Source organism: Mesosutterella porci, assembly GCF_022134585.1.
Lineage (GTDB): Bacteria > Pseudomonadota > Gammaproteobacteria > Burkholderiales > Burkholderiaceae_F > Mesosutterella > Mesosutterella porci.
Map to the genome: position 1 here is coordinate 329,140 of NZ_JAKNCT010000001.1, position 23,281 is coordinate 352,420.

A 23,281-nucleotide genomic window follows, 5' to 3' on the forward strand; every position below is an offset into this window, starting at 1 on the left:
CACACAATCAATTCAGAGAGTCTGTTTTTTTGGAGTCAATATGAAAAACTCGCTTCCTGAAAAAGTCCCGGGATCCAAAATCAGTGCAGAGGAGATCTTCGGGCAAGTCGTCTACGGTCTGCTTTCTCCTCCGGAGGCGGCCAAAGCGATGAAACTGAGCGTGCGGCAGTTTTATCGCAGGCTGGCCGCTTGGAAAAGTGGTGAAGCTTCCGAGCCGCCGCACGGCAACAAAGGGCGGCCTCCAAAAAATCGTCTTCCGGGCGATGTCCGTTTAAAAATCATAGAGCTGGCAGCTACGAAATATCAGGACTTCCCTCCGACGCTGCTGGCGCAGTACCTTGGAAGACACGAGGGAATCAAAGTATCCAAAGAAACAGTCCGAAAGATTCTGAGAGAGCTCAGCCCTCAGGCCTCAGAGCAGAGTCTGAGGAGCGCCGGTCATTTCCTGAGGCGGAGGCGGTCGAGATTCGGCGAGCTGGTTCAAATCGACGGCAGCCCTCACAGATGGTTCGGCTCCAGCCAGGAAGAATGCGCGTTGATTGCGTTCATCGATGACGCAACCGGCAGGATCACCGCCGCCGGCTTCTTTCCGACCGAGACCGCGACCGGCTACATGACCGTGCTGCCTCAACACATCAGGGCTTACGGCATTCCCCTTGCGCTTTACAGCGATCGGCACGGTATTTTCCGGGCTGTGGCGCATGAACGTGCCAAAAACGATGGAGGCACGCAGTTTCAAAGAGTCTGCGACAGGCTTCAGATCGAGCAGATATTTGCTCAAAGCCCGCAGGCCAAGGGGCGGATAGAACTCCTGTTCCAGACGCTGCAGGAACGCTGGCCTCATGAGTTCAGGGTTCTGGGCATCAAGGATCAGGGCACCGCAAATCAGCGCATGGACGAACTGATCAGGGATTTCAATCAGCGATTCGGCATCGACCCGAGAGAATCCCAGAGTGCAAACTGTGCGGTGGATGAAGAAAGTATGCCCGAGATTGAGCGCATCTGCGCCTGGTGGCATGAGCGTGTGCTGAGCAAATCCCTGAGTGTATCCTTCGGGGGATCAATTCTGCAGGTCAAGAATGCGGGCGATCGGAAGTTTGAACTGGTCGGCAAGAAAATCTGCGTCGTCGAGTACCAGGATGGCCGAGCGCCGGAAATGGTCTACAGAGACGGACAGGGCAAGGAGCACCTGCTCTGTTTTGAAGCACGGAAAAGAAAAACCCTCGAGCGCGCAGAATACTTTGAGTCATCAAAGACGGTGAACGCATGCCTGGACCGGATCCTTGAGAAGGAGGGCGATCGGCCCAACGGCTTCGTCACTAAGATGAACAGGGAAATTGCGGAAGCGAAGCAGCGGAGGCAGTGGCGGAAGGAACGTGACCAAAAGGCCCGTGAACTTGAAGAAAATATGAAGCAGCGGAAAAACAGATCTTGAAAATATTGGAATCCTTCTAATTCAACACTTACAGGCTCTCAGAAGATCTTTTTTCCAAACTGCCCACAGCCCGCACGGGCTACAGCCCATTTGAGGTGAGCGCCCGGCGGGCCGTGGGCAGGCTGGCTTCCTCGGAGGAAAAGCAACCTCCTGCGCGAGACGATCAAAGCCGTCAACGGCTCGCAATTTCTAGCTTTAGCAGGAAATTTTTAGTGTCATAATCGCTTTGCCAGGGGGTGTCATAGTCCCATTGTGCTGGCATGTGACATTTTCCCTTTGCTCTAACAAAATGAATAGATATAACAAAAATGAACCCCTGAGCGAGGGGCGCGTCCCTCTGTGTTAGAAACGCACCTATTAAAAACGCCCCTTTCGGCAGAACCGAAAGGGGCGCGCGAGCCCGGCCGTGGAGAGAGTGTTGGCGGGGCCCGCAGCCTACTTTTTCAGGCTCTCAGAGCCTTTTGGCGGCCTGGGCCGCGCTCTGGCCCGCGACTCGCCCATAGGTGAAGATGTCGGCCATGGCGTTGCCGCCCACGCGGTTCGTGCCGTGCACGACGCCCGTCACCTCGCCCGCGGCCCACAGGCCCGGAATCACGCGTCCCTCGCGGTCCATCACCTCGGCGTTCGTATTGATCACGACGCCGCCCATGGTGTGGTGGCGCTTCATCGTCACCTCGCCCGCGTAGAACGGGGCTTTGATGATCTTGTGCGAGAGCATGCGCGGAGCGCGCCCGAACGGATCCTTCTTGTCTTCCACCGCCTTGTTGTAGGTATCGATCGTCTCGCGCAGCACCTTGGGATCGACCTTGATCTTCGCGGCGAGCTCTTCGATCGTGTTGCCCACATACAGAGTTCCAGCCTTCCTTGCGGCTTCGTTCTCCGGCCCTTTCGAGTTCTTCTGCAGCTCGAACCCGTCTGCGTCGACGATCGTCCAGGCGAGCATCTTCGGCTGCGCGAGCATCGCGTCGCGCAACACGTCGCGGCGGGCGTCCTCGTGGACGAAGCGGCGGCCTTCGATGTTGGTGAAGACGAAGCGGTCGACGTGCGTGAAGAGGTTGGGGTAAGGCTTTCCGCCCGGCAGCCCGCCCGGGATGCACTGTATGTAGTCGAGGCACGTGGTCTCAGCCCCAAGGTTGATGAGGTCGGTGAGCACTTCGCCGGTCGCCCCCGGCTGGTTCGTGGTCCCGAGCTTTTCAAGCCTCGGGTCGTGGATGCCGCAGAGCCTCGCGTTCGCGGCGAAACCCCCGGAGCAGACCACGACGCCCGCCCGCGCCCGGATGGTGCGCGTGCCCTCGGGCCCCGAGACCCTCACGCCCAGCACCCGGCCTGAGAAGGGCTTCTCGCGGATCACGTCCTCCACCTTCGTGCTGAGGTGAACGGGAATCCCCTCCTTTTCGCACACGGCGTAGAGCGCCTGGATGTAGGCCGAGCCGCGGGGGCCGAGCGGGTTTCTCGCGCGCGGGTAGATGCCGCCGTAGATCTGGTAGATGTGATCCTGGAACTTCACGCCGTGGTCCTTGAGCCACTGGACGCTTTCCGGGGCGAGGTGCGTGAGCTTCTCCACGATCGCCGGGTTGCCGCGGTAGTCGCCCGCCGCGAGGGTCTGCTTCGCGTGCAGCTCGGGCGAGTCCTTGATGCCCGCCTTCTCGTAGTCGGCCTTAATCGCCGCGTTGAAGCCCCCGCCCGCGCGCACCGTGTTGCCGCCCGGGAAGGCCATCTTCTCAACGATCTCGACGTCCTTCACGCCGGCCTCCTTCGCGGTGATCGCGGCCGAGAGCCCCGCCCCGCCCGCGCCGATCACGAGAACGTCAACAGTTTTATCCCAGCGAGCAGGAACTCTAAAGGGATCTTCCATAGCCCAAGCCGGAACGGCACCGACGAGGCCCGCAACTCCGAGTCCAGAAACAAATCTGCGTCTTGTCAAAGGCATTTTCTTCTCTCCTCGATTTCGTAACGACAAAACGGGAGTATTGTGCCTTTCGCAAACAATAAATACAATTGATATTTTTTTATTAATTAATGAATGTTTTTCATAGACAAAAATGAAACCTCTGTCTGATGTCAACCTAGAGTTGCTGCGAGTGTTCAGGAAAACTGCGCAAGTTGGCAGCATGACGGAGGCCGCCCGGCACTTATTCATCACGCAAAGCGCGGTCTCGCACGCCGTGGCTGATCTGGAGGCCTTCACGGGCTGCCGTCTTTTCCTGCGCGCACACAGGCGGCTCACCCTCACGGCGGAAGGCCGCGCGGTGCTCGAGACGGCTGAGTCCATTTTCTCTGCACTGGAGGGAGGCGAGGAAAAGTTGAAGGTGCTAAGAGCGCAGAAAACAGGACTGCTGCGAATCGGGTGCCCCTTTCTCATCTTGCAGACGATACTTACCCCGCAGCTTGCTCGCTTTCACCGCAGGCGCCCGGAGGTCGAGGTGCGACTCACGATTGAAAACCGGATGCAGCCGATGCTGGAACTCCTTCGTTCTAACCGCATCGACCTGCTATTTCTGGCCACGCCCGCACCCGCCCTCCTCGATCCGCAGCTTGTCGAGCACTGCCTCGGTTACTACCGCTACGGCTTTTTTGCGAGCCGCGAAAATTTCGGAGCTCTCGAGGGTCGGGTCCTTTCGCTCAAAGAGCTGAGCGAGCTGCCCGTGGTGATTCTCAGGCCCGGGAACAACACGCGCGACTGCTTGGAAAAGAAATTCGCTGAAGCCGGACTGCGGCTACGAGTAAGCGTTGAAACGGACACCATGGCCTTCACGAAGGAGTACACCCGAGCGGGCTTTGGAATCGGAGCGGGGCTCATTCCCGAACCGCCTCTGCGGATTGAGGACGAGCCGGATCTGTTCAGACTACAGGTAGATCCGCCCCTGCCCTCGGGGCGCTATGTCGCGCTTTTCCGAAATGACCTGGAGCTGCCGCAAACGGCAGAGGTTTTTCTCGCTCAGTTCCAGGCCTGATCCCCAGAAAGAATTGCGCCCTCCCCTTAGGGCGGGCGCACCAAAAGCACTGCGCAGGCGAGGGCTGCCCTGCCCCCTTGCTTCACCCGCGTTTAGCCCTGAGCTCAGGGCTTAGAAGTGGTAGTCAAGCCCCATAAAGACCTGCGTAGCCTCTAGGCTATAGCCACCCTTCTTCCTCGCGAGCTTTTCGGCCTCGCCCGAAGTGAAGGACTGAGTGGCTGCGACGTAGCCGATCACCTTCTTGCTGAACCAGTACTCCCAGGCCGCCGCGAGCACGGTGCGGTCGAAGTCGACGTCATGGTCGCGAGCGAGCTTGCCGGTAAAGTACTGAGCATCGGCGATGAACTTGTTCTTGCCCATCGTGTAGGTCGCGCCAAGGAGGAAGCTCTCGCCGTTGAAGCCGCCGTTCGCCACCGAGCTCTTCACGCCCGAGAGGTTGGAGGCGGAGAGTTTGCCGCCGGTCGAGAAGTTCGACTGGTAGCCCGCGCCGGCGAAAATCTTAAGCGATGGCGTGGCCGCCCACCAGCCGCCCAGCTGATACATGCGTGCATCGGGCTTGCGGCCGTTCGCGGCGTGCAGCGAATCGACGTTTGCGAAGGTGAGCGAGAGATAGAGGTCCTTCGACTGGTAGTTGCCGGCCAGGGCGAAGGTGTGGTTCTTGTCGTTCCACTCGACCGCGTCATTGTCGGCGTCGCCCAGCGAGTAGGAGGCCCCGAGCCTGAAGCCGCCTAAGGAGGGTGAACGGTAGTGCAGACCGTTGCTCACGCGCGAGGTGTTCGCAAAGGTCGAGCCGATCGAGGCGTTGCCGTAGGACGTCCCGAACGGGTCGTAGCGCAGCAGGCCCATCGAGTAGGGGGCCACGGTGGACTGCACGGTGCCCGCGCGTCCAGCGCCCAGCTCGCCGTAGGGGCCGTCCACGGCGAGGATCGAGCGGCGGTCGAAGAGCTTGCCGTTCGTCGTGCTCGCGCCGGTATCGATGTAGTAGCCCGCCTCGAGGTAGCCCTTCACCTTCCAGCCGTTTCCGATGTCCTCGCTGATGTTGAAGCCCCAGCGCGGGGTGGAGCGGCCGTTTTTCATCTCCAGGGTGTCGTTGCCGCCCTTCACATGGGTGTAGACGAGGCCCGTGTCCGCACGGCCGTACATCTCGACCTTCGCCACGGCCTGAGCCGCCTGGGGGATCGTCAGGGCGGCCGCCGTGACGGCGGCAAGCGCCGCAGTGAGTTTTGACAGTTTCATTTACTCTCCTTCCTGTCTTCGTTTTGAGTCAAAAACGCGCAGCCATGCCGTCACCCGGCACGCCTGCCCTCTGGTTCCGCCGCCGGGGTCCCTGCGGGCGGCGCGTACTGCCTGAATGCCGAGAGCGCCTCGTCGAGCCCCTTCATCGCGATCTGCCAGAAGGCCGGATCCGAGCAGTCGGCCCCGAAATGAGCGCGCACAAGCGCGTCGACCGTCATGCGGCCAGTGTCGCGGAGCATCCGGACGTAGAAGGGATAGAAGTCCGCTCCCATGCTCTTCCACTTCTGCAACAGGATCTGCGAGAGGAGGAACCCCACGGTGTAGGGATAGTTGTAGATGAGCTGATCGGTCTTGTAGTAATGCAGCTTGTAGGCCCAGAGGCTCACGTCGGGCAGCGCGCAGTCTCCGTACCAGCTCTTCCAGGCCCCGGCCATCAGCTCGCGGCAGCGCCCGGCGCTCACCTCGCCCTCCTTGCGCTCGCGCAGGAACGCGAGCTCGAAGCTGCAGCGCGCGGGCACGTTCATCATAAAGTTCGCCCAGCTCTTCAAGTCCTGCCAGAGCATCGCAAAGCGTCCGTCGAAATCGGAGCGGCGGAAGAGGAAGTCGCGCACCACTGCCTCGTCGAAGGTGCTTGCCATCTCGGTGAGCGTCATGGGGAACTCTGTCTGCACCGCGGGCAGGTCCCGCATCACCCAGTAGTGGAAGGCGTGCCCCATCTCGTGGGACTGCTGGATCACGGAGGCGAGGCTGCCCTGATAGGTCGAGAAGACCCGCGGCATCCGAAACTCCTCGAAGCGCGAGTAGAAGGCTCCCCCGATCTTGCGGTCCGAGGGCTTCGCGTCCACCCAGCGCTTTTCTCTCATCATGCGGAAGAACGCCTCGATCTCCGGGCTCACGCCGCGGAGCGCCTCGCAGACCGTCTCAAAGCCCTCCGGGTAGGGAATCGGGGGCGGCAGGGCCCGGGTGCGTCCCTGCGGGGCGGGGGCCATGAGATCCCAGAAGGGCAGCGTCTGCCGCCCGAGCCACGGGGCCCGGAGCGTGACGCAGCTGCGAATCTCGGGCAGGCGTCCGCGGATCGCCTCGAACATCGCCTCAAACCCTTCGCGGGAGAGCCGGTTCTGGTGCAGGGAGACCTCAAGCGGGCTGACGCCCGCCTGGCCGAAGAATTCGAGCCTGAAGCCGTGCAGGGCGTTAAGGAGCTTCGCATAGGCCTCGCCCCTTGCTTCGTAGTGCCGCTCGATCCCCCGGCCCGTGGTCTCGCGCAGCACCGGATCGGGGTCCCCCTTGAGGATCGCGATCATGCGGGCCGCGCGGACCATGACCGGGGTGCCGTCCGAGCGGCGTGCTTCGATCGCCACTTCCTTCTGCAACCGCTTGAAACAGCCCCCGAGGGGCTTGAACTCCGAGGCCTCGCGCCGCTCCTCCTCGGCCCGCACCGGCGCGGAGAGCCGGTGCTTCCAGTTCCCCGCGCGGCGGGAAATCTCAAAGCGCCAGTGCGCGAGGGGCTCGCGCTCCCAGAGGGGATCCTCCGGCGCGAGGGCCTCGATCGAGGCGAAAAGCGGAGCGGAGGCCCCGGCAAGCGCCGCCTCGGCCTGGGCGAGCGCGGCGTTTTCCGGATCGATCCGCGCGTCGGTCGAATCCTTCGCCCCAAGGCACTTCACGAAGGCCTTAAGGGAAGAGAGCCGCATGCGCGCCTCCTCGTAGAGGGCGAGAGCGGAAAGGAGCGCCCCGCCCGCGGGGCGGCCCGCGGCGGAAAGCTCGTCCGTGAGCTCCCTGACCCGCCGGGCGGACGCCTTCCAGCGCTCCGATCCTATGTCGCCGTAGGCGTCCTCCATCTGCCACTCGGGAGCCTGCAGCGCGTTTTCTTCAACAGCCTCAGCCATGATTCGTTTCTCCCTCCCGGCTTAAAGCGTAAACAGGAAGACGATGATCTGGTGCGCCACCAGCGCCACGATGCAGGGCACCGAGGCGCGCTTCACGAGCTCAAGGGGATTCATCTTGAGCATCGCGGAAATCGCGACCACCACGCCCGCGACCGGGGAGAGAGGCCTGGCGATGGTCGAGGCCTGGTGCATCGGCAGCACGAGGGCTACCGGGTTCACGCCCATGTCCTTCGCGATCTTGGGCACCATCTCGACGATCGGGTAGAAGGAAGCGCCGTTGCTGCCCGCGATGATCGCAACCGCGGTCGTGATGAGCACGAAGAGGACCGACATCCCGAGCGCGCCGAAGCCCGCGGTGTTCGCAAGCCCCACGATCGCGTCGAGCATCCCGAGCGACTTGAAGCCCTGGGCAAAGACGCCCGCCGCGATCACGAGCGAGACCACACCCGACATCGAACGGCCCATCGCCTGGAGGAACACCTTGCAGCCCGCGCCGATCTTCTCAAAGTTGAACTTCCAGCGGAAGGTCTCGATCACCATGCTCACGATCACGCAGAGGAACATGAGCGTGATGATGTCGAGCTTGATGCTGCTCACCACATAGGGCGAGAAGACCACAACGAGAATCATCGGCAGGAACGGCAGCACCGCGTAGAACTTCGGGGCGTTGCCCGAGGGCTTTTTCACCTCCTCGTCGAAGACGAGCGTATCGCCCCGATGCTCGGCGCAGTTCCAGCCTTCCTTTCGGTCAAGGTAGCGCTGCCAGAAGAAGTGCGTGACCGCCATGATCGCGATCACGGGCAGCCCTGCCGGGATCTTGTAGAAGAAGACGTAGTCGAGGATCGGTATCGAACAGGCCTTGGAGGCCGCGGCGGTCGATCCCCCGATCAGCACGAGCGAGACCGCGCCCGAGGTGACGAAGATCGCGCCGATCGCCTTTTTGTTGAGCCCGATCGCGACGAGCGCCGGTCCCATGAGCGCCATGCACAGCACTCCGAGTCCCACCGCGGAGGTGATCACCATGGAGACGGCCTTGCCCAGCAAGAATCCCACTATAAGCACGATGTACGGGTTCTTGAAGAGCGAGAGCGGGCGGATCGCGATCCGCACGAACGCATCGTTCGCGCCGATGTGCGTCATGTAGGAGGCGAAGCCCACCATCGTCATGATGAGCAGTCCCAGGCTCGAGAGCCGGTTGGAGAACATGTACCGGATGAACTCCACCACGTCCAGAAGGTCGCTGCCGGTTGGCGCGGCCCCCTTTTTAGGCAGGAACGTCCCGATGTCGAACACCGCGGCGCAAAGCAGCATGAAAGCGCCGCTTGCAAAGAGCACGAGCGGGGCGTACTTGCCCTTCAAAATGGCCCAGCCCACGACAATGAGCGTGGCGCAGCCGATCAAAATGCCCAGCATGATTTCCCCTTTTGGAAGAAGACATCATCAATCCTAGGAAACGGCCTCCCCCTGCGGAAGAACCCGGGGGGTTATTGGCCTGCCGATAGGATTTAACCCTTAGATCTTTTCCCTAGAGCGATCCCGTTTTCCCGCTCGTGGTGCGTAAGGAGAAGAAACATAGCGCAAGAGAATAAGGGTTATCTCCATGATACTTAGTATTAACACCTATAACGCTTTGCCTTCTCTCCCTCGGTCGGGCCGCGGTGCGACAATTTCCCGGTCATACGGATGGCCGCAGAGCGGGTGGAAACCCTCTGCAAGGGAGCTCAAGCATGGAAAGAGGCGGCGCGGAGGCGCTTCCCGGCTGGGACAAGGACGGGATTTTCGACGTTGCTGGGAGGCAGTTCCGCGCGGGCAAGGAGCGGCTCGCGGCGCTGCTCACGATGGCCGAGGCGCTCGAGGCGGCCCCGGGCGGAGGACCGACGCTCACCGAGCTGGCGCGGGTGACGGACGAGGCGCGAAGCCTTGCCTGGACGCTGCTCACCGCCACGCGCGGCGCGCTCAGCATCTCCTCCTCCGACGTCCTCGCCTCGGCCGAGCGGCGTGAGGTGCTGCGGCTCTCGGGCCGGGTCGAGCGCGCGGCGCTCCGGCTCCGCGGAAAGCTCCTCGCCCTGCCCCCGGACACGCCCGAGCTCGCGGAGCCGGCGCTCTCTGCCCAGATGAGCCCCTTTGCCCTGCCCGATCCCTTTTACGGGGAGAAGGAGTCGCTGCGCGAGCGGGTCTACGAGCCGCTCTCGCTCCTATACCGGCAGCTTCGCAGCCGGATGCTGCTCACGCTCGACCCCGAGGCCCCGGGCGAGGCTCCGCGGCGCTTCAGCTTTTCGCAGGCGATCTCGATTCTCAAGAACTCGGACGACCCGAGGCTGCGCCGGGCGGTCTTCTGCTCGATGAACGCCTGGATCGCCGAGCGGGGCGAGCTCTTCGCAGACCTGCAGAACGCGGTGGAGGGCTGCCGAGAGGAGGCGCAGTCGAGGGCCCGCCTCACGAGCTTCGGCTACACCTTCAGCTCCGAGAGGATCGACCCCGGGACCTACGCGGCGCTTTTTTCCGCGATCCGGAAGTCGCTGCCGGAGCTGCGGCTCGCGGTCTCGGCCCGCGCCCCGGTCTTCGGGCGCGGCAGGCTCCACGCCAGCCTCCTTTTCGCGCCGCCTCCCGCGGGCTACGCGGGCGAGGACTTCTCGCGCGGTCCCGAAAGCATCATGACGATGCAGGGGCTGCTGCTCACGATCCGCCGGGCGCTCACCCCCGCGATCCCTTTTTTCGACCAGTTCGTGGCCGACGAGCTGCGAGGGCACTGGATCGAGGCACGGCGCTTTTCGAACCGCACGGGCGGGGGCTGGTGCGACAACCTCCCATCGCTGCAGGCGGTGGCGGTCTTCGCAGACGTTTCGCCGGGGATGCCCTCGGCCTTCTGGCTCTCGCACCTTCTCGGAGTGGCGGGCCTGCACCGGCTGCTTCTGCAGGCCCCGGCGCCCTTGAGGCACGTGCCGCTCACCGTGGTCGAAACCGCGGGGATGCTTGCCGTCACCGCCCTTGAGCAGTACTTCTACCGAAGGTTCGAGGGCGGAGCCTCGGAGCGCGCCGCGCTCTGGTTTTCGATGATGACGATCACCAACGAGCTCATCACGATCCCCTTCCGTCACGAGCTCGCGGTCCGAATCCAGGCCGAGCAGTCGCGCCGAAGACTCGCCGCCCGGGACTTCAACCGCCTCACCTCGGAGGTCTGGGGCGAGTACTTCGGGGACACCACCGAGAGCCTCGACGAGTACATCTGGGCCTACAAGCACCACTTCTACCAGATGCGCCCCTTCTACGACTTCCAGTACAGCTTCGGGTTCCTCGCCGCGCGGCAGCTGCTCGCGCACTTCGAGTCGGGCAGGGGCGGGGATCACCTGATCGAGCGCTTCTTCCTCGCCCTCTCCCGCGGCACCTGGGAGGAAGCCTGCGCGAAGGTCCTGGGCGAGGACATCCGCCGCCCCGCCTTCTGGGAGGAGGCGATCGGGATGGCAATCGCGCCGCTGCGAAGACTTGAAGCCTCCCCGCAGCTTCTCGCGCACTTCCAGGGCAGGCTCTAGGGAGGAGAAAAAGGGGCCGGGCCTCCCAAAGGCTCCGCCCCGCAGAGCCCTGCCTCCCCCTGCGGCCTCCAGTCCCTGGCCGAAGCTTTAAGATGGGATTTTCCGGTCACGCGCCTTTTTTCCCATGCTGAGACTTCCTCCTTCATGGCTGGTCTTTTCCGCCTCGGCCGCCGCGCCCTTCTGCGATGCCTTCGCGATCGCGGCCACGGGGCTCATGCTGCTTGACCTGCGGCCCGAGCCCGGGCTCGCGGGCGGCATTGCGGCCGCCTACATGCTGGGGGCGCTGCTCGGAAGCGCCCTGTTCGGGTCGCTCTCCGACCGCCTGGGGCGCAGGCCCCTCATGCGCTTTGCCTCGGCCGCCGCGCTTCTCACGCTTTTCGCGCTTTCCTCGCTCTCACCCCTGGAGCTGCCGGGCGACGCGGGGCTCGCGCTCGCGGGCCGCTTCCTGCTCGGCTTCTTCTTAGGAGGCGACTATCCGGCCGCCCAGGCGTTCCTCTCCGAAGAGCTCGAGGGGCGGGCCCGGGAGCGGGGCCTGTCGCTTCTCATGGGCGCGTGGTACGCGGGGGCCCTGGCCGCCGTGGCCGCGGGCACGCTCTTTGTCCCGCACGCGGGCTGGGCGGGCTGGACGCTGCTGCCCGCGCCCCTTATCGCCGCGGCGCTTGCGATCCGGCTTTTTATGCCGGAGTCGAGCGGCTGGAGCGCGCAGCGCACCGAGCACGGCACTTCGAGCCTGCGCGACTTCACGCGTGAGGACTGGAGAAAGCTCGCCTTCGTGAGCGGGTTCTGGCTATGCCAGATCGTGCCTTCGACCGCCCTTTTCTTCTTTGGGCCCGAGATCCTCGAAGAGGCGGGACTCGCGGGACTGCCGCTGCCGCCCCTGCTCGCGCTCCTTTACCTGTCGATCCTGATCGGGACGCTGCCCGCGCCCGCCCTCCTGCCTCGCGCGAGCCGCAGGGCGCTCCTTGCCTCAACCTTCGCCCTCATGGCCGCGGGCCTGGCCGCGATGGCCTCGCCCGAGCCGGTCCCGACGCTGCTGGGGTTCGTGCTTTTCTCGTCCTCCTACGGGCTACAGAGCGTGCTCGACTACGTCTATCCCGCGGAGCTTTTCAGGAGCGCGATCCGCGGCAGCGCCTTCGGCTGCATCACGACGCTCACCCGGATCGGAGCCGCTGCGGCGGCCTGGCTCTACCCGATCGGAGCCGCCCGGACAGGCACGGAGGCGATGCTGCTGGCAGGCAGCGCAATCTGCGCGGCGGGGCTTCTCTTTTCGCTTCGGTTCGCGCCGCGCGGCGCTCCCCGGCTCTAAAGCGCCAGGCGTCCAGCCCGCCCTTTTCTCTGCCCTTCAGGAGTCCTTGCGGGCCGCGGCGCTTGGGCAGAGCTCCCCGGTGAGGAACGAGAGGATCTCCTGCTTCTGCTCTTCGGAGAGGACGTCAAGACCGAACTTGTGCACGAAAAAGAGGCCTTCAAGCGCCATCACGGCGGTGAGCACCCGGGGCTGCCTTTCCTTCGGGAAGGCCTCGGCCCGGCGCGCAACCTCCGCGTACCACTCGCGCACCGGGCGCACGAGCTCCGGGTCCTTCACCTGCTGGGAGAGCAGATGGACGCCGAGCTGCGCCCAGCCGTGGCTCGAGCGGTCGAAGTCCAGGAACCAGTCCGCGTAGGCGGGCACGAGCGTATCCTCGGGGCCTCCGATGTAGTTGTCCTCATGGCTTTTGAGGCCGCTTCTCAGGTGCTCGGCGTAGTCTTCAAGCAGCGCCCGGTTGAGCTCCCGCTTGCTTTTGAAGTGGTAGGTCACCGCCCCCTTCGACATGTGGGCCACCTGCGCGAGGTGATCCATGCTGAGCGCGTCGACGCCCTCCTTCTGGACAATGAATCGGGCCGCCTCGAGGATCGCCTCCCGGGTGTGCAGAGCTTTTTTTGTTGCCATTCGTTCGTCCCCTGTTGTTTTTTTCAGGTGGCCTGAAGCCTCAGGGACCCCGGAAAGGGCGGAGATCCCGCCCCCGATTCTAGCGCGGGCGCCCCGCTCCCTTTTCCCCGTCCGATGCTCCCCGCGGGGGCCCGAAGCCCGCAGAGCAAAAAGCGCGAGCCCCTCCGGCTTTGCCTGCCGGGAGGGCCCGCAGACAAGCCCGCTCAGGCCTTTAGAACCAGTGCGTGACGCCTACGGTCGTCACGACCCGGTTCGTTTCGGTCGTGTCGGTGTCAAGCAGCCCCGTGCCCTTCGCGTAGGAGACGACGCCGTAGCCCATCGTGCGCTTGCTGAAGTAGTAGTGCACGCCAAGCGACCCCACATAGCGCTTGTAGTCGTCCTCGTCGCCCTTCACCGCGCCCTTGTTCTTGCCCGTGAGGAACTGGAACTGCGCAAGGAAATTAGCGGCTCCGACGCTGTAGCGGCCGCCCACGAAGAAGGCATGTCCCTCGAGCCCGCGGCCGCTGCCGTCATAGACCACCTTGTAGTCGTCGTCCCAGGTCGAGTCGGTGAAGCGGTCCTGGTTTTTGTAATAGTTGTAGCCCGCAAAGAGCGTCACCGGGCCCGCGTTCGGGCTCCAGGCTCCGGCAAGCTTTGCCGACCACCTCGTCTTGTTCGGGTCGGTGTCCCGGTAGTCGTGGCCGATGAAATCGGCCTCAACGCCGGCGATCACCCGCGCGTTCTTTCCGTCCCAGCGCGCGTAGATGTTTCCGAAGTGGCTGTCGCGGGCCATCCCGTTCGTCTCTTTGTCGGAGGTGTAGCCCGTGAACGAATACTGGCCGCCGAACTCAAAGCCGTTCATCTTCGGGGAGACGTAGTAGAGCGTGTTGCTGTTGAGCCTCCAGACGTTCACCTGCGTGCCCTGCAGCCCCGCGTCGTAGTACCCGGTCTCGAAGGGCTCGAAGTCCCAGTAGCGGGAAAGGGACGAAGAACCCGAGGTGAAGGCCCCGACCCGGCCCGCGCCGATCGTGCCCCAGGAGCCCGTCACGTAGACCTGGGACTCGCGGTTGAAGAGGCTGCCGCTTTTGCCCTGCTCACCCGTGTCGCTTGCTAAACCTGACTCCAGGATGAAGCCCACGGTGGAGGGGCCGATTTTCTCCTCGCCCTTCACGCCCCAGCGCGAGCCCGCGTAGTTGCCGGAGTTCATCTCGAGCGTGTCAACGCCGCGGTTTGAGACGTGGGTGTACTGCAGGCCCGTGTCGACGACCCCGTACATCGTGATGGAAGGGGCGGCTGCGGCCGCCCCGGACAGGGCCACGGCGGCAAGCGCTGCGGCGAGCTTCATGGGTTTCATTTTTTTGCGAGTCCTTTGAATGGAAAAGACGATAAGGGACAGGGCGGCCGGGCCTAGCCCTCAAGGGGAGAAAACCGGCCGCCCTGCAGGAGAGAAAAGGGTTTGAAAGGGAGAGGACGAGGCTCTGCCCCCGTCTTCTTATTCGGATTTAGTTTTTGTTCCTGTAGGAGGCAGACAGCGCGTCCCAGGCCGCCGCTTCGCCCGCGATGCGGCCGAAGACCAGGATGTCTGTATAGGCGTTGCCGCCCAGACGGTTCGTGCCGTGAGTGACGCCGGTCGCCTCGCCCGCAGCGTAAAGCCCCGGAATCGGCTCGCCCTTGGCGTTCAGGGCCTGCGCCTTCGGATTAATGCGGATGCCGCCCATCGTGTGGTGGATGGAGGGAACGGCCTTCACGACGTAGTAGCGGCCCTGCGAGAGGTCGACCAGACCCGCACGGTGGTGAAAGTCGCGGTCATTGCCCTTGCCGGTCATGGAGTCGACGCGGTCAACGGTCGCCTTGAGGTTCTTGTATGGGATCTTCGTGAAGTCGGCGACGCACTTCAGGTCATCGCAGGTCTTCATGGTGCCGTTCTTCGTGAACGCGGCGTACTCGTCAGGGTGCGCCTCGACGGTCTTCGAGACGCTGCCGATCTTGTCGTTCCAGAGCACCCAGGTGTAGGCCCCGGGCTGCCTGAGGATCGCGTGCGAGATCACGTCGCGGCGCTCGAGTTCCTCGACGAAGCGCTCGCCCTTCTGGTTCAGGAGGATCGCGCCGTCAAATCGCGCGTCGGCGATGAGCTCGATCGTGCCCGAGACCGGGTCGCAGATCGGGTAGGTCTGGATGTACTGCATGTTCACGAGGCTCGCCCCTGCGCGCTCGGCCATGTAGAGGGCTTCGCCGGTCGCGCTCGGGGAGTCGGTCGACTTGAAGCGCTCGTCAAGCGACGGGTTGTACTTCTTCACCATCGCGGCGTTGTGGCCGAAGCCGCCGGTCGCGAGCACCACGCCGCCCTTCGCGTCGAACTCATAGGGGCGGCCGTCCATTTCAGCCTTGACGCCGGTCACGCGCCCCGTGGAATCGCGCAGCAGCTCCACGGCCTTCATGTTCGTAATCACGGGGATGCCGAGCGAGTCGGCCTTCGCCGAGAGCTTCGTGATGAACTCCGTCCCGGTCTGGCCCACGGGGATCAGGGCGCGCTTTCTCGTATGTCCGCCGAACATGAAGAGGTTGTCCGGCTCGAACCTCACCCCCACGTAGTCGCGGGCCCACTTCGCGGTTTCAAGCGCGCGCCCGGTGAGAGTGCGGATCACTGAGAGGTCGCCCTTCTTGTCGCCGCCGATATAGGTGTCCTGCGCGTGGCGCTCGGGCGAGTCGTCGAGAACGCCCAGCTTCGGCTGCACCCAGTTGCGGGCGACGTTCATCTCGCCGCCTGAAATGAGGGAGTTGCCGCCGACCGAAGGCATCTTCTCCAGCACCACGACGCTCGCCCCGGTCCTCTTCGCCTCGATCGCGGCGGCAAAGCCCGCGCCGCCCGCGCCCACGACGACCACGTCATAGCCGCTCTTCGCGGGGATCGCCTTCGAGACCTTCTTCAGGGACTTCTGACCGTCCTTCGAGAGGGTGACGCCCGCCTTCTTCGCCGCGTCCTTCACCGCAGCGAGAAAGCCGCGCGAGGAGAAGGAGGCGCCGGAGACCACGTCGAGGTCGGCGGAATTGGTCTTTACGACATTGTCCTTCAGGTCCGTGAACACCTTCTTCGAGAGGACCGGGTTCTCCTGCTGGGAGAGGACCTTGATCGACTGGATGCGGTTCGCGTCGAACGTGACCTCGACCTTGATCTCGCCGTCCTTGCCAACACCGGTTCCGGTGGTGGTCACGGGGGAGGCGAAGGCCTGCAGGGCGAAGACGCTCATGACGGCAGCGGCCACTGCCATGGAAGCTTTGTTAAAACGCATTTTCTTTCCTTTAAACCGACTGGACGGTCTTTTTTATGACAGGCTCATTTAACCACCGCGGACCCACCAAAGCAAGTCTTTGCGGCTAGGCATTAACCCGTATTATCTAAGATAAACACCGCAGATCCCCATTATTAAAGCGGCGCTGGAACTAAGTCGGAAGAACTACTAATGTCGGAAACCCTCATAAACATACCGTCCGGTCGGTTTAATCATATACTACGACCTCGTCGCACCCGGCGGGCTGAAGTGCCCCGACCCGGACAAGCGCCAAACACTCTATTGGAGAGATAAGATGATGAAGTTCAAACCCGCAGCCCTTGCCATAGGACTTGCCATGACCGCTACCAGCGCATTTGCCACCGTGACCCTGGACGGCCACTCGCTCACCCAGGCCGACGCCTGGAAGATCGCCGAAGGCGAGCCCGTCGCCATTTCGGACAAGGCCATGAAGTTCATGTCCGACTCGAACAAGCTCGTGCTGCTCGCCGCCCGTCAGGGCAAGGAAATCTACGGCCTCACCGTGGGCGTGGGCCTCAACAAGGACCATCACCTCTTTGACAAGACCGGGCGCCTCACCGAGCAGGCCCGCCAGGCCTCGATCGCCTTCAACCGCAACATCATCCGCTCGCACTCCGCCGGCTTCGGCCCGATGCTGGACAAGAAGATCGCAAGGCTTGCGATGGTGGTGCGCCTCAATACGCTTTTGACCGGCCGCTCCGGAGCCCAGCCGCGCGTGGCCGAGCTCTACCGCGACTTCCTCAACAAGGGCATCACCCCGATGATCCCTTCGCGCGGCTCGATCGGCGACGCTGACATCACGCTCGCCTCCCACGTGGGCTCGGTGATGATCGGCGAATGGAAGGCCGACGTCGACGGCAGGGAAATGACGGGCGCCGAAGCCCTGAAGGCGAAGGGCCTCCAGCCCCTCGTCCCGGAAGGCAAGGACGGCCTGGCGATCCTCTCCTCCAACTGCGTGGGCACGGCGCTCACCATGGAAGCCGCCCGCACGATGCACCAGGTGCTCAAGGTCTCGCCCGTGGTCTACGGACTTTCGCTTGAAGGCCTGAACGGCAACGTCACGCCGTTCCTCGCCCAGAGCGCAGCCTCGCACCCGCTGAAGGGCTTCCCCGAGATGGCGAAGACCCTGCGGCTTACCCTGAAGGGCTCCTACCTCTGGGACCTCGACAAGACCCGCAACCTGCAGGATCCCCTCTCCTTCCGCACGAGCGTCTACACGATGTCCGAGGCGAAGGTCGCGCTCGATGAGCTAGACGGCCTGCTCAACACCCAGATCAACTCTTCCGACGACAACCCGGGCGTGATCCTCAACGCCACGCAGGAAGACCGCAGCACCCCCTACGTGAACCAGTGGTTCGTGGAGGGCGACGGGCTGAAGGGCGCCATCATCCCGAGCGCGAACTTCGAGCCGCTGCCGATCGCGATTGCCGCCCAGAAGGCCGCGATCGCCCTCACCCACGTCGCGCACAACAGCGCGAACCGCATGATGAGGCTCGACGACGACAACTTCTCGGGACTCTCGCGCTACCTCGCCTCCAAGGAGAACGTGTTCGGCCACGCCTTCGGCGCGACCGAGGACTCGATGGTCTCGCTCTACGCCGAAACGATCGACCTCGCCAACCCGATCTCCGTGCACGGCGCCGCGGTTGAAGGCACGATCGAGGACACGCACTCCAACCTGCCGCGCGTCGCCCAGCGCCTGAACCGCTCCGCGAACACGGTGCTTGACATGTACTCGATGGAGCTACTGCACACCGCCCAGGCCATCGACCTGCGCAAGATGAAGCAGACGAACGTCCGCCTCTCCGACAAGACCGGCGCTCTTTACAACGCCTACCGCAAGCAGGTTCCGTTCGTCGGCATGGACCGCGTCTACAGCGGCAACCTCCAGGCCGGCCGCAAGATCCTCGAGCAGTACTGATTTCGGCTGAGGTCTTTTCCTTCGGGAACGGAGGGTGGAAACAGGTTTTCCACCCTTCTCCCGCCAGGGGACATTCAAAGCGCGCGGGGCTTTTCCATTAAGCCTCTGCGCGCTTTTTCACTTCCCTTTCCTTTTGCCGGAAGACGCGGCCCCGGCCTTTCAGGAGCCCCGGGCCTCTTCAAGAAAAGGCTTCAGCTTCTGCACGGCCTCGACGTCGGCCGGCAGCCACGCCACGGTGTCCAGCTCATCCTTCCCCAGCCACTTCGCTGCCTCGTGCTCGAGCAGCGTGATGCTGCCCTCCGCCACGGAGGCGAGAAAGCAGTGCATCGTGAGGTGAAACTTCGGGTAGTCGCACTCCACGGTGGTCACAAGCCGCTCGGGCCTGATCGTCACCTCTAGCTCCTCGCGGATCTCGCGCACGATCGCCTCCTGCGGGGTCTCGCCCGGCTCCACTTTGCCGCCGGGAAATTCCCAACCGTCCTTGAAATCGCCGTAGCCGCGCTGGGTGGCGAGTATCTTCCCCTCGTGGTGGATGATGGCTGCCACGACTTCAATTCTCTTCATTGCTGCTCTCAAAATCATTGGTTAAATAATCATAAATGTCTTCGCGAACCGGGTGTTCCAGCTCATATCGGATCTCGAAGGCCGCGTCGCCGGTCTGCAGCCTCACGGGCGCAGGATCCCCCACGGCGTTCATTTCGCCCAGGAAATAGAAGGACTTCGCCTCCTTGTCGTCCTTGTTCTTGCGTACGAACAGATAGATCCGGTTGCCCCGATCCTCCGGCGTGCGCTTGAACATATGATCCGCGTCCGGCGAATCCACCCTCCTCTTCGTCTTCGAAAGCGCAATCAGGATGCGCTCGGACTCGAAGCGGTCCTCATAGGCGATCGCCTCTTCGGACTTCTCATAGTTCACGAACACCGGCAGCGTTTTCGTTTCCTTGTCGTAGAAGTAGCCGCCGATATTCTGGGCGGTCATGTTCCTCGACCAGTTGAGGAGCCGGCACACATCCTCGTAGGTGTACTTGCTGTAAAGAGCAAAGTCCGTTTCTTGGTAGCGCTTAATGTACTCGCTGTTGTAGCGCCGCTTCATGTACTGCGCGAGTTCCAACAGCATGGCTTTGAACTCGGGGCTCGCCTGGAGGGTCGCCTGAAACTGCCCCGAAATCCGATAGTCGCCGCCTTCGGGCTCAAGAAACACGCACTTCGAGGTCCGCTCCTGATCAAGGCTATTTTTGCAGAACTGATTGGTGAGCACGAGGACGACGTTCTTCAAGTGCTGATCGGACGCATTGATGCCGTAATTCTTCCAAAGGCTCTCCCGAAGCCTTGCGAGCACCCGGTCGCGGCCTTGAAGAAGATCCTCGAGGACGAGCGCTTCGGAAACCCGCTTGCTGTTTCCAAGCTTCGAGCACCAGAAGGTGAGCATCTGCTCGGCCTCGGGCGAGAGCCTCACTTTGTAATCGTTGTCATAAGCCTTCAAAAAGGCGTAATAGGACCCCAGGCTTTTGTTTTCAAAGAATTTCTGAACGTCGACCGCATTGTGCAGCTCGAAATCGACGAGCCTCGGGATCCGCCCGAGCTTGAACTTAAGCGTCCTATAGGACTCTTTGAGAAGCTGAATGCTGTTGGTCTGGGCTGAGTCTATCGATTGAAAGATGCGCCGCTCCACGATTCGATCGAAATAGATCGTGGAGGCTCCCGGCAGGTGCTTTCCCCCTTCCTTTACGAAGCGCCGCATGTTGTCCTTGTTGTAGCTGCGGTCGCCCGAGAGCGCGATGGGAATCAGATAGTTGGTCTTATAGCGCCCTATGAAGTCGAGCACTACCACATAGTCCTTCCCTTTGGCCTTGCGAAGACCGCGGCCCAGCTGCTGAATAAAGATGATCGGGCTTTCGGTCGGGCGGAGCAGCAGGACCTGGTTCACTTCCGGGATGTCAACGCCTTCGTTGAAGATGTCGACTGTGAAGATGTAGTCGAGCCGAGCGGGCCCCTCGCCGTGTTCGAGGCGCTCGACCATGGCGGCTCGCTCTTCTTGAGAATCCTCGCCCGACAGAGCCGCGGAGGGAGCACCCCGCTCGGTGAACTTTAGGGCGAGCTCCTCACACTCGCGATTGGTCGAGCAGAAAGCCAAACCCTTCACCCGCTCGCCGCTGAACCTGAAGTAGCGGGCCTCGCGCAGCACGTGCTCCACCCGGGCGTCGCTCGTGAGGAGATTGAAGCTCCGCTCGTCCTCGATTTTTTCACCGTCCACTTCCAAGTCCGTGATGCCGTAGTAGTGGAAGGGACAGAGCAGATCGTTTTCGAGCGCCGTCTGCAGGTGGATCTCGTAGGCGATGTTGTTGTCGAAGAGCTTGTAGATATCAAAGCCGTCGGGGCGGTCGGGGCTCGTGGTCATGCCAAACCAAAACCGGGGTTTGAAAAAGCTCATGATTTTCTGGTAGCTTGCCGCTCCCGCCCGGTGCACCTCGTCGATGATGATGAAGTCGAACGCCTCCGGCCCGAAAGCCGCGAGGTTTTCGTCTTTCGACATCGTCTGCATGGTGGCGAAAGTGTATTTCGCGCCGCTGTCATGGCGGTGGCCGCTGTAGAGCCCGAAGTCGCCGAAGCCGCCGCCCAGCACCCGCTTGAAGCTAGCCATAGACTGCAGCGCGATCTGCTCGCGGTGCACGAGGAAAAGGACGCGCCGTGGAGCGATTTTCTTCACTGTGAAGGCGGAGGCATAAGTCTTGCCGGTCCCGGTCGCGGAAATGAGCAGCGCCCGTTTCTTGCCTTCGCGGTAAAGCTGATAGACGCTGTCCACCACACGGCGCTGCATGTCGTTGGGTTCGATCGCGGCCTGCTCGGGAGCTGGAGTCTTCTGCGGCCTCGGCACGAAGATCGGCCGCTTCTCCTCCCAGTCTTTTTCGTAGCGCGGCAGCTCGGTCTTGAGGCTAAAGCTTAGAGGACTCGCCCAGAGGGACTCGAACTCCGAGACCAGGCGTTCAGTCACCTCCCCTTCGCGCTTGCCCACAAGCCTCACGTTCCATTCTCGGTTTTCCGTAAGCGCGGGGCTCGTGAGGTTTGAGCTTCCGACAATCATCCGGTAGAGGCCGCCCGCCTTGAAGACATAGCCCTTCGTGTGAAAGCCTTCTTCAGAGGAACAGCGAAAGAGCTTCGCCTCAATCGCGGGAGAGACGCTACCCTCCTGGTTCTTTTCGCGCGCGAAAGCGTTGAGCGACTCCACCATTTCCAGAAGCCGCCTTAAATCCTTGGGCTTGTTGAAATAGTTGAAGTCCGAAACCAGGATGCGGCCTCGACCTCCTCGGCAGACGAAGTCCTGCAGGTCCCCTTTGAGGAAGCTCAGTCCCGCCTCGGTGAAAAAGGCGACGCTGAAGAAGAACTCGCTGCTTCGCCGCAGCTCGTCCTGGAGCGCGACGTAGACATGAATGTTTCTCCGAGGCTCGTTGGAAAGAAACTTCGCACGATACGCGGGGTCGGAATAAACCGCCGATTCGTTGAGAAAGGACGTGCTGAAGCCTTCGAGCAGGCGCTTGTCCACACCGTCTACAGAATCATGTCTTTCAGTCATCGGGGCTCGTCGTCGTTTTGAACCGCTAGCTAATGGTCACCCCTGCAGCTTACCTCTTTTCCCGTCTTTCCTGGCCGAAGCCCTCTTTACGAGGAGCGAGAGCGCAGGCGGAGCACAGCAAAAACAGCCTTGCGGAACTGGCTTACGTCAGTTTGCAGATATTTCGTATACGAAAATAATTTCGTATACAATATTCAGCAAAGGGATCACGAAGAGTCGTTCATCATGGCAAAACCTAAATCCACAGCCCCAGCTCAAGAAAAGAAGCCGACAGGCCGCCCCCGCGTTGAAGCCGAGCTTCTAGAAACCAATCTGCAGGTGCGCGTGACGAAGAAGCTCGCTCAAAGCTGCCGGGAGCTGGGCGGCGCGAAGTTCATGCGCCCGCTCCTTGAATCGGCGGTGCGGCGCGCGGCAGCGCTCCAAAAGCTCGCGGCCTCAAAGCCCGCGGCGGACGACGCGGGCGACCCAAAGCTTCTGGCCATGACCGTTCAATGCGGGCTGCCCACGCCCGCAGGGGATTACTCGGAGCGCACCCTGTCGCTCACGGACTATTTCGTGAAGCACAAAGAGTCGACCATCATCATCGAGGCCCGGGGGGACTCCATGGTCGACGCCGGCATATTCGACGGGGACCTTCTCATCATTGATCGGTCCATCGAGCCTCGCAGCGGCGACATCGTCCTCGCCTTCCTTCAGGGCGACTTCACCCTCAAGCAGCTGCAGATAGTGAACGGCAAGCCAGAACTCCATCCCCAGAACAGCTCAGGGGCCTATCCGATCATCCGCCCCGGCGAATACGACGACTTCATGATCGAAGGCGTCCTCGTTGGTTCCGGCCGTAAATATCGGCACTAAGGAGAAAAAACATGGAAACGCAAAAGCAGCCGGAAAGCCAAATCGAAAAAGAGCCCATCAGAACAACGCGCTTCGGCAGGCACAGAGGCGAAGAAGACATCACGATCGAGTTCAGCGCGGACGGACACGCCTTTTCCGTCAAGGGCAAGAATATCGGCGGCCGAATCGTCCAGGCGATGGACGACGCCCTGGCCCCCGAGATACCCAAGGGATCCCTGCTGCTGGTGGACGAGAAGACGACTTCGATTGAGAAGGACGGCCTCTTTGTCTTCGACCAGTCAGTCCTTGGGGGCTGCGACATCGCCTTTGTGGGAAAACTCAAAGACGGCAGATACCGCTACACCTCGGACTACAAAGCGCCCAAAATTCTCAGCGATCTCTCTAGCCTCAAACTGATCGGCCGCGTCTGGGAGGTTGAGGGGCGGGTGCCCTTCAAAACCTTGAGCGGCGAAAAGACGGAAGACGGCGGCATCAAAGTGAGGGAAGTCAAAGTCTCGATGATTTGGCTGCCGATCTGGCCGCGCGAGCACATGTTCTGGTGCCACGAAGACAAGAAATTTTCAAAGCCCGCCGCCCAGAGAGCGCTTTAAGACGCAAAGAGCGCAAGCACCATTAAAAATTGCGCGCGGGCGCACCAAGATGCGCCCGCATTCAAAATTCCTCTTCGAAAAACGGCCGG

16 protein-coding genes are annotated in these 23,281 nt (G+C 62.3%); 7 read left to right on the top strand and 9 right to left on the bottom strand.

Annotated elements, in window-relative coordinates; all coding sequences use genetic code 11:
- Window positions 1-40 precede the first annotated feature (40 nt).
- Complete coding sequence (locus MAF45_RS01495; RefSeq protein ID WP_237977782.1) at window positions 41-1,435, top strand: ISNCY family transposase; 1,395 nt, start codon at window positions 41-43, stop codon at window positions 1,433-1,435.
- 451 nt (window positions 1,436-1,886) lie between these two features.
- Here MAF45_RS01495 and MAF45_RS01500 read toward each other — a convergent pair whose 3' ends face one another.
- On the bottom strand, window positions 1,887-3,290 hold the full coding sequence (locus tag MAF45_RS01500) for an FAD-dependent oxidoreductase (RefSeq protein ID WP_237977783.1): 1,404 nt from the start codon (window positions 3,288-3,290) through the stop codon (window positions 1,887-1,889).
- Window positions 3,291-3,477: 187 nt separating this feature from the next.
- Between MAF45_RS01500 and MAF45_RS01505 the strand changes: the two genes are divergently transcribed.
- The gene (locus MAF45_RS01505; protein ID WP_283206950.1) at window positions 3,478-4,389 is read left to right on the top strand and encodes a LysR family transcriptional regulator; all 912 of its coding nucleotides are present in this window, start codon (window positions 3,478-3,480) and stop codon (window positions 4,387-4,389) included.
- A 111-nt stretch (window positions 4,390-4,500) separates the two neighbouring features.
- Here the strand turns inward: MAF45_RS01505 and MAF45_RS01510 are convergent, their stop codons facing one another.
- Genes MAF45_RS01510 through dcuC form a run of 3 tightly spaced genes read right to left on the bottom strand, consistent with a single transcriptional unit; the run spans window position 4,501 to window position 8,921 of the window.
- Window positions 4,501-5,625, bottom strand: a complete 1,125-nt coding sequence (locus tag MAF45_RS01510) for a porin (RefSeq protein WP_237977785.1) — start codon at window positions 5,623-5,625, stop codon at window positions 4,501-4,503.
- Between the two features lie 50 nt (window positions 5,626-5,675).
- The gene (locus MAF45_RS01515; protein WP_237977786.1) at window positions 5,676-7,508 is read right to left on the bottom strand and encodes a M3 family metallopeptidase; all 1,833 of its coding nucleotides are present in this window, start codon (window positions 7,506-7,508) and stop codon (window positions 5,676-5,678) included.
- A gap of 21 nt (window positions 7,509-7,529) precedes the next feature.
- Window positions 7,530-8,921: a C4-dicarboxylate transporter DcuC gene (gene dcuC, locus MAF45_RS01520; RefSeq protein ID WP_237977787.1), complete on the bottom strand. Its 1,392-nt coding sequence runs from the start codon at window positions 8,919-8,921 to the stop codon at window positions 7,530-7,532.
- Window positions 8,922-9,235: 314 nt separating this feature from the next.
- Here dcuC and MAF45_RS01525 point away from each other — a divergent pair, with 314 nt between their 5' ends.
- Both MAF45_RS01525 and MAF45_RS01530 read left to right on the top strand, forming a co-directional pair.
- Window positions 9,236-11,038 carry a hypothetical protein gene (locus MAF45_RS01525; RefSeq protein WP_237977788.1) on the top strand — a complete coding sequence of 601 codons (1,803 nt, stop codon included), beginning with the start codon at window positions 9,236-9,238 and terminating at the stop codon, window positions 11,036-11,038.
- Window positions 11,039-11,162: 124 nt separating this feature from the next.
- The gene (locus MAF45_RS01530) at window positions 11,163-12,344 is read left to right on the top strand and encodes an MFS transporter (RefSeq protein WP_237977789.1); all 1,182 of its coding nucleotides are present in this window, start codon (window positions 11,163-11,165) and stop codon (window positions 12,342-12,344) included.
- A gap of 36 nt (window positions 12,345-12,380) precedes the next feature.
- Here the strand turns inward: MAF45_RS01530 and MAF45_RS01535 are convergent, their stop codons facing one another.
- The 3 genes from MAF45_RS01535 to MAF45_RS01545 form a co-directional block, all read right to left on the bottom strand.
- Window positions 12,381-12,965 carry a TetR/AcrR family transcriptional regulator gene (locus tag MAF45_RS01535; protein WP_237977790.1) on the bottom strand — a complete coding sequence of 195 codons (585 nt, stop codon included), beginning with the start codon at window positions 12,963-12,965 and terminating at the stop codon, window positions 12,381-12,383.
- A 211-nt stretch (window positions 12,966-13,176) separates the two neighbouring features.
- Window positions 13,177-14,298 carry a porin gene (locus tag MAF45_RS01540; RefSeq protein ID WP_237977791.1) on the bottom strand — a complete coding sequence of 374 codons (1,122 nt, stop codon included), beginning with the start codon at window positions 14,296-14,298 and terminating at the stop codon, window positions 13,177-13,179.
- A gap of 148 nt (window positions 14,299-14,446) precedes the next feature.
- Entirely contained in the window at window positions 14,447-16,213 is a 1,767-nt protein-coding gene (locus MAF45_RS01545; protein WP_370659299.1) for a flavocytochrome c, read from the bottom strand.
- A 316-nt stretch (window positions 16,214-16,529) separates the two neighbouring features.
- Between MAF45_RS01545 and MAF45_RS01550 the strand changes: the two genes are divergently transcribed.
- Window positions 16,530-18,176, top strand: coding sequence for an HAL/PAL/TAL family ammonia-lyase (locus tag MAF45_RS01550; protein ID WP_237977793.1), 1,647 nt, complete (start codon window positions 16,530-16,532; stop codon window positions 18,174-18,176).
- A 159-nt stretch (window positions 18,177-18,335) separates the two neighbouring features.
- Here MAF45_RS01550 and MAF45_RS01555 read toward each other — a convergent pair whose 3' ends face one another.
- On the bottom strand, window positions 18,336-18,740 hold the full coding sequence (locus MAF45_RS01555) for a (deoxy)nucleoside triphosphate pyrophosphohydrolase (protein WP_237977794.1): 405 nt from the start codon (window positions 18,738-18,740) through the stop codon (window positions 18,336-18,338).
- Complete coding sequence (locus tag MAF45_RS01560) at window positions 18,727-21,747, bottom strand: DUF3427 domain-containing protein (RefSeq protein WP_237977795.1); 3,021 nt, start codon at window positions 21,745-21,747, stop codon at window positions 18,727-18,729. The genes MAF45_RS01555 and MAF45_RS01560 overlap by 14 nt, the downstream gene beginning before the upstream one ends.
- A 225-nt stretch (window positions 21,748-21,972) precedes the next feature.
- On the opposite strand from MAF45_RS01560, the gene MAF45_RS01565 reads away from it, so the two are divergent.
- The gene (locus MAF45_RS01565; protein WP_237977796.1) at window positions 21,973-22,602 is read left to right on the top strand and encodes a LexA family protein; all 630 of its coding nucleotides are present in this window, start codon (window positions 21,973-21,975) and stop codon (window positions 22,600-22,602) included.
- A gap of 11 nt (window positions 22,603-22,613) precedes the next feature.
- Window positions 22,614-23,192 (top strand): hypothetical protein, encoded by a 579-nt coding sequence (locus tag MAF45_RS01570; protein ID WP_237977797.1) that lies wholly within the window; start codon window positions 22,614-22,616, stop codon window positions 23,190-23,192.
- Window positions 23,193-23,281: the final 89 nt, after the last annotated feature.

Bases quoted from the DNA above. Each gene is read 5' to 3' on its own strand.
- MAF45_RS01495 (WP_237977782.1), top strand. From the start codon at position 41: ATGAAAAACTCGCTTCCTGAAAAAGTCCCGGGATCCAAAATCAGTGCA.
- MAF45_RS01500 (WP_237977783.1), bottom strand. From the start codon at position 3,290: ATGGAAGATCCCTTTAGAGTTCCTGCTCGCTGGGATAAAACTGTTGAC.
- MAF45_RS01505 (WP_283206950.1), top strand. From the start codon at position 3,478: ATGAAACCTCTGTCTGATGTCAACCTAGAGTTGCTGCGAGTGTTCAGG.
- MAF45_RS01510 (WP_237977785.1), bottom strand. From the start codon at position 5,625: ATGAAACTGTCAAAACTCACTGCGGCGCTTGCCGCCGTCACGGCGGCC.
- MAF45_RS01515 (WP_237977786.1), bottom strand. From the start codon at position 7,508: ATGGCTGAGGCTGTTGAAGAAAACGCGCTGCAGGCTCCCGAGTGGCAG.
- dcuC (WP_237977787.1), bottom strand. From the start codon at position 8,921: ATGCTGGGCATTTTGATCGGCTGCGCCACGCTCATTGTCGTGGGCTGG.
- MAF45_RS01525 (WP_237977788.1), top strand. From the start codon at position 9,236: ATGGAAAGAGGCGGCGCGGAGGCGCTTCCCGGCTGGGACAAGGACGGG.
- MAF45_RS01530 (WP_237977789.1), top strand. From the start codon at position 11,163: ATGCTGAGACTTCCTCCTTCATGGCTGGTCTTTTCCGCCTCGGCCGCC.
- MAF45_RS01535 (WP_237977790.1), bottom strand. From the start codon at position 12,965: ATGGCAACAAAAAAAGCTCTGCACACCCGGGAGGCGATCCTCGAGGCG.
- MAF45_RS01540 (WP_237977791.1), bottom strand. From the start codon at position 14,298: ATGAAACCCATGAAGCTCGCCGCAGCGCTTGCCGCCGTGGCCCTGTCC.
- MAF45_RS01545 (WP_370659299.1), bottom strand. From the start codon at position 16,213: ATGGCAGTGGCCGCTGCCGTCATGAGCGTCTTCGCCCTGCAGGCCTTC.
- MAF45_RS01550 (WP_237977793.1), top strand. From the start codon at position 16,530: ATGATGAAGTTCAAACCCGCAGCCCTTGCCATAGGACTTGCCATGACC.
- MAF45_RS01555 (WP_237977794.1), bottom strand. From the start codon at position 18,740: ATGAAGAGAATTGAAGTCGTGGCAGCCATCATCCACCACGAGGGGAAG.
- MAF45_RS01560 (WP_237977795.1), bottom strand. From the start codon at position 21,747: ATGACTGAAAGACATGATTCTGTAGACGGTGTGGACAAGCGCCTGCTC.
- MAF45_RS01565 (WP_237977796.1), top strand. From the start codon at position 21,973: ATGGCAAAACCTAAATCCACAGCCCCAGCTCAAGAAAAGAAGCCGACA.
- MAF45_RS01570 (WP_237977797.1), top strand. From the start codon at position 22,614: ATGGAAACGCAAAAGCAGCCGGAAAGCCAAATCGAAAAAGAGCCCATC.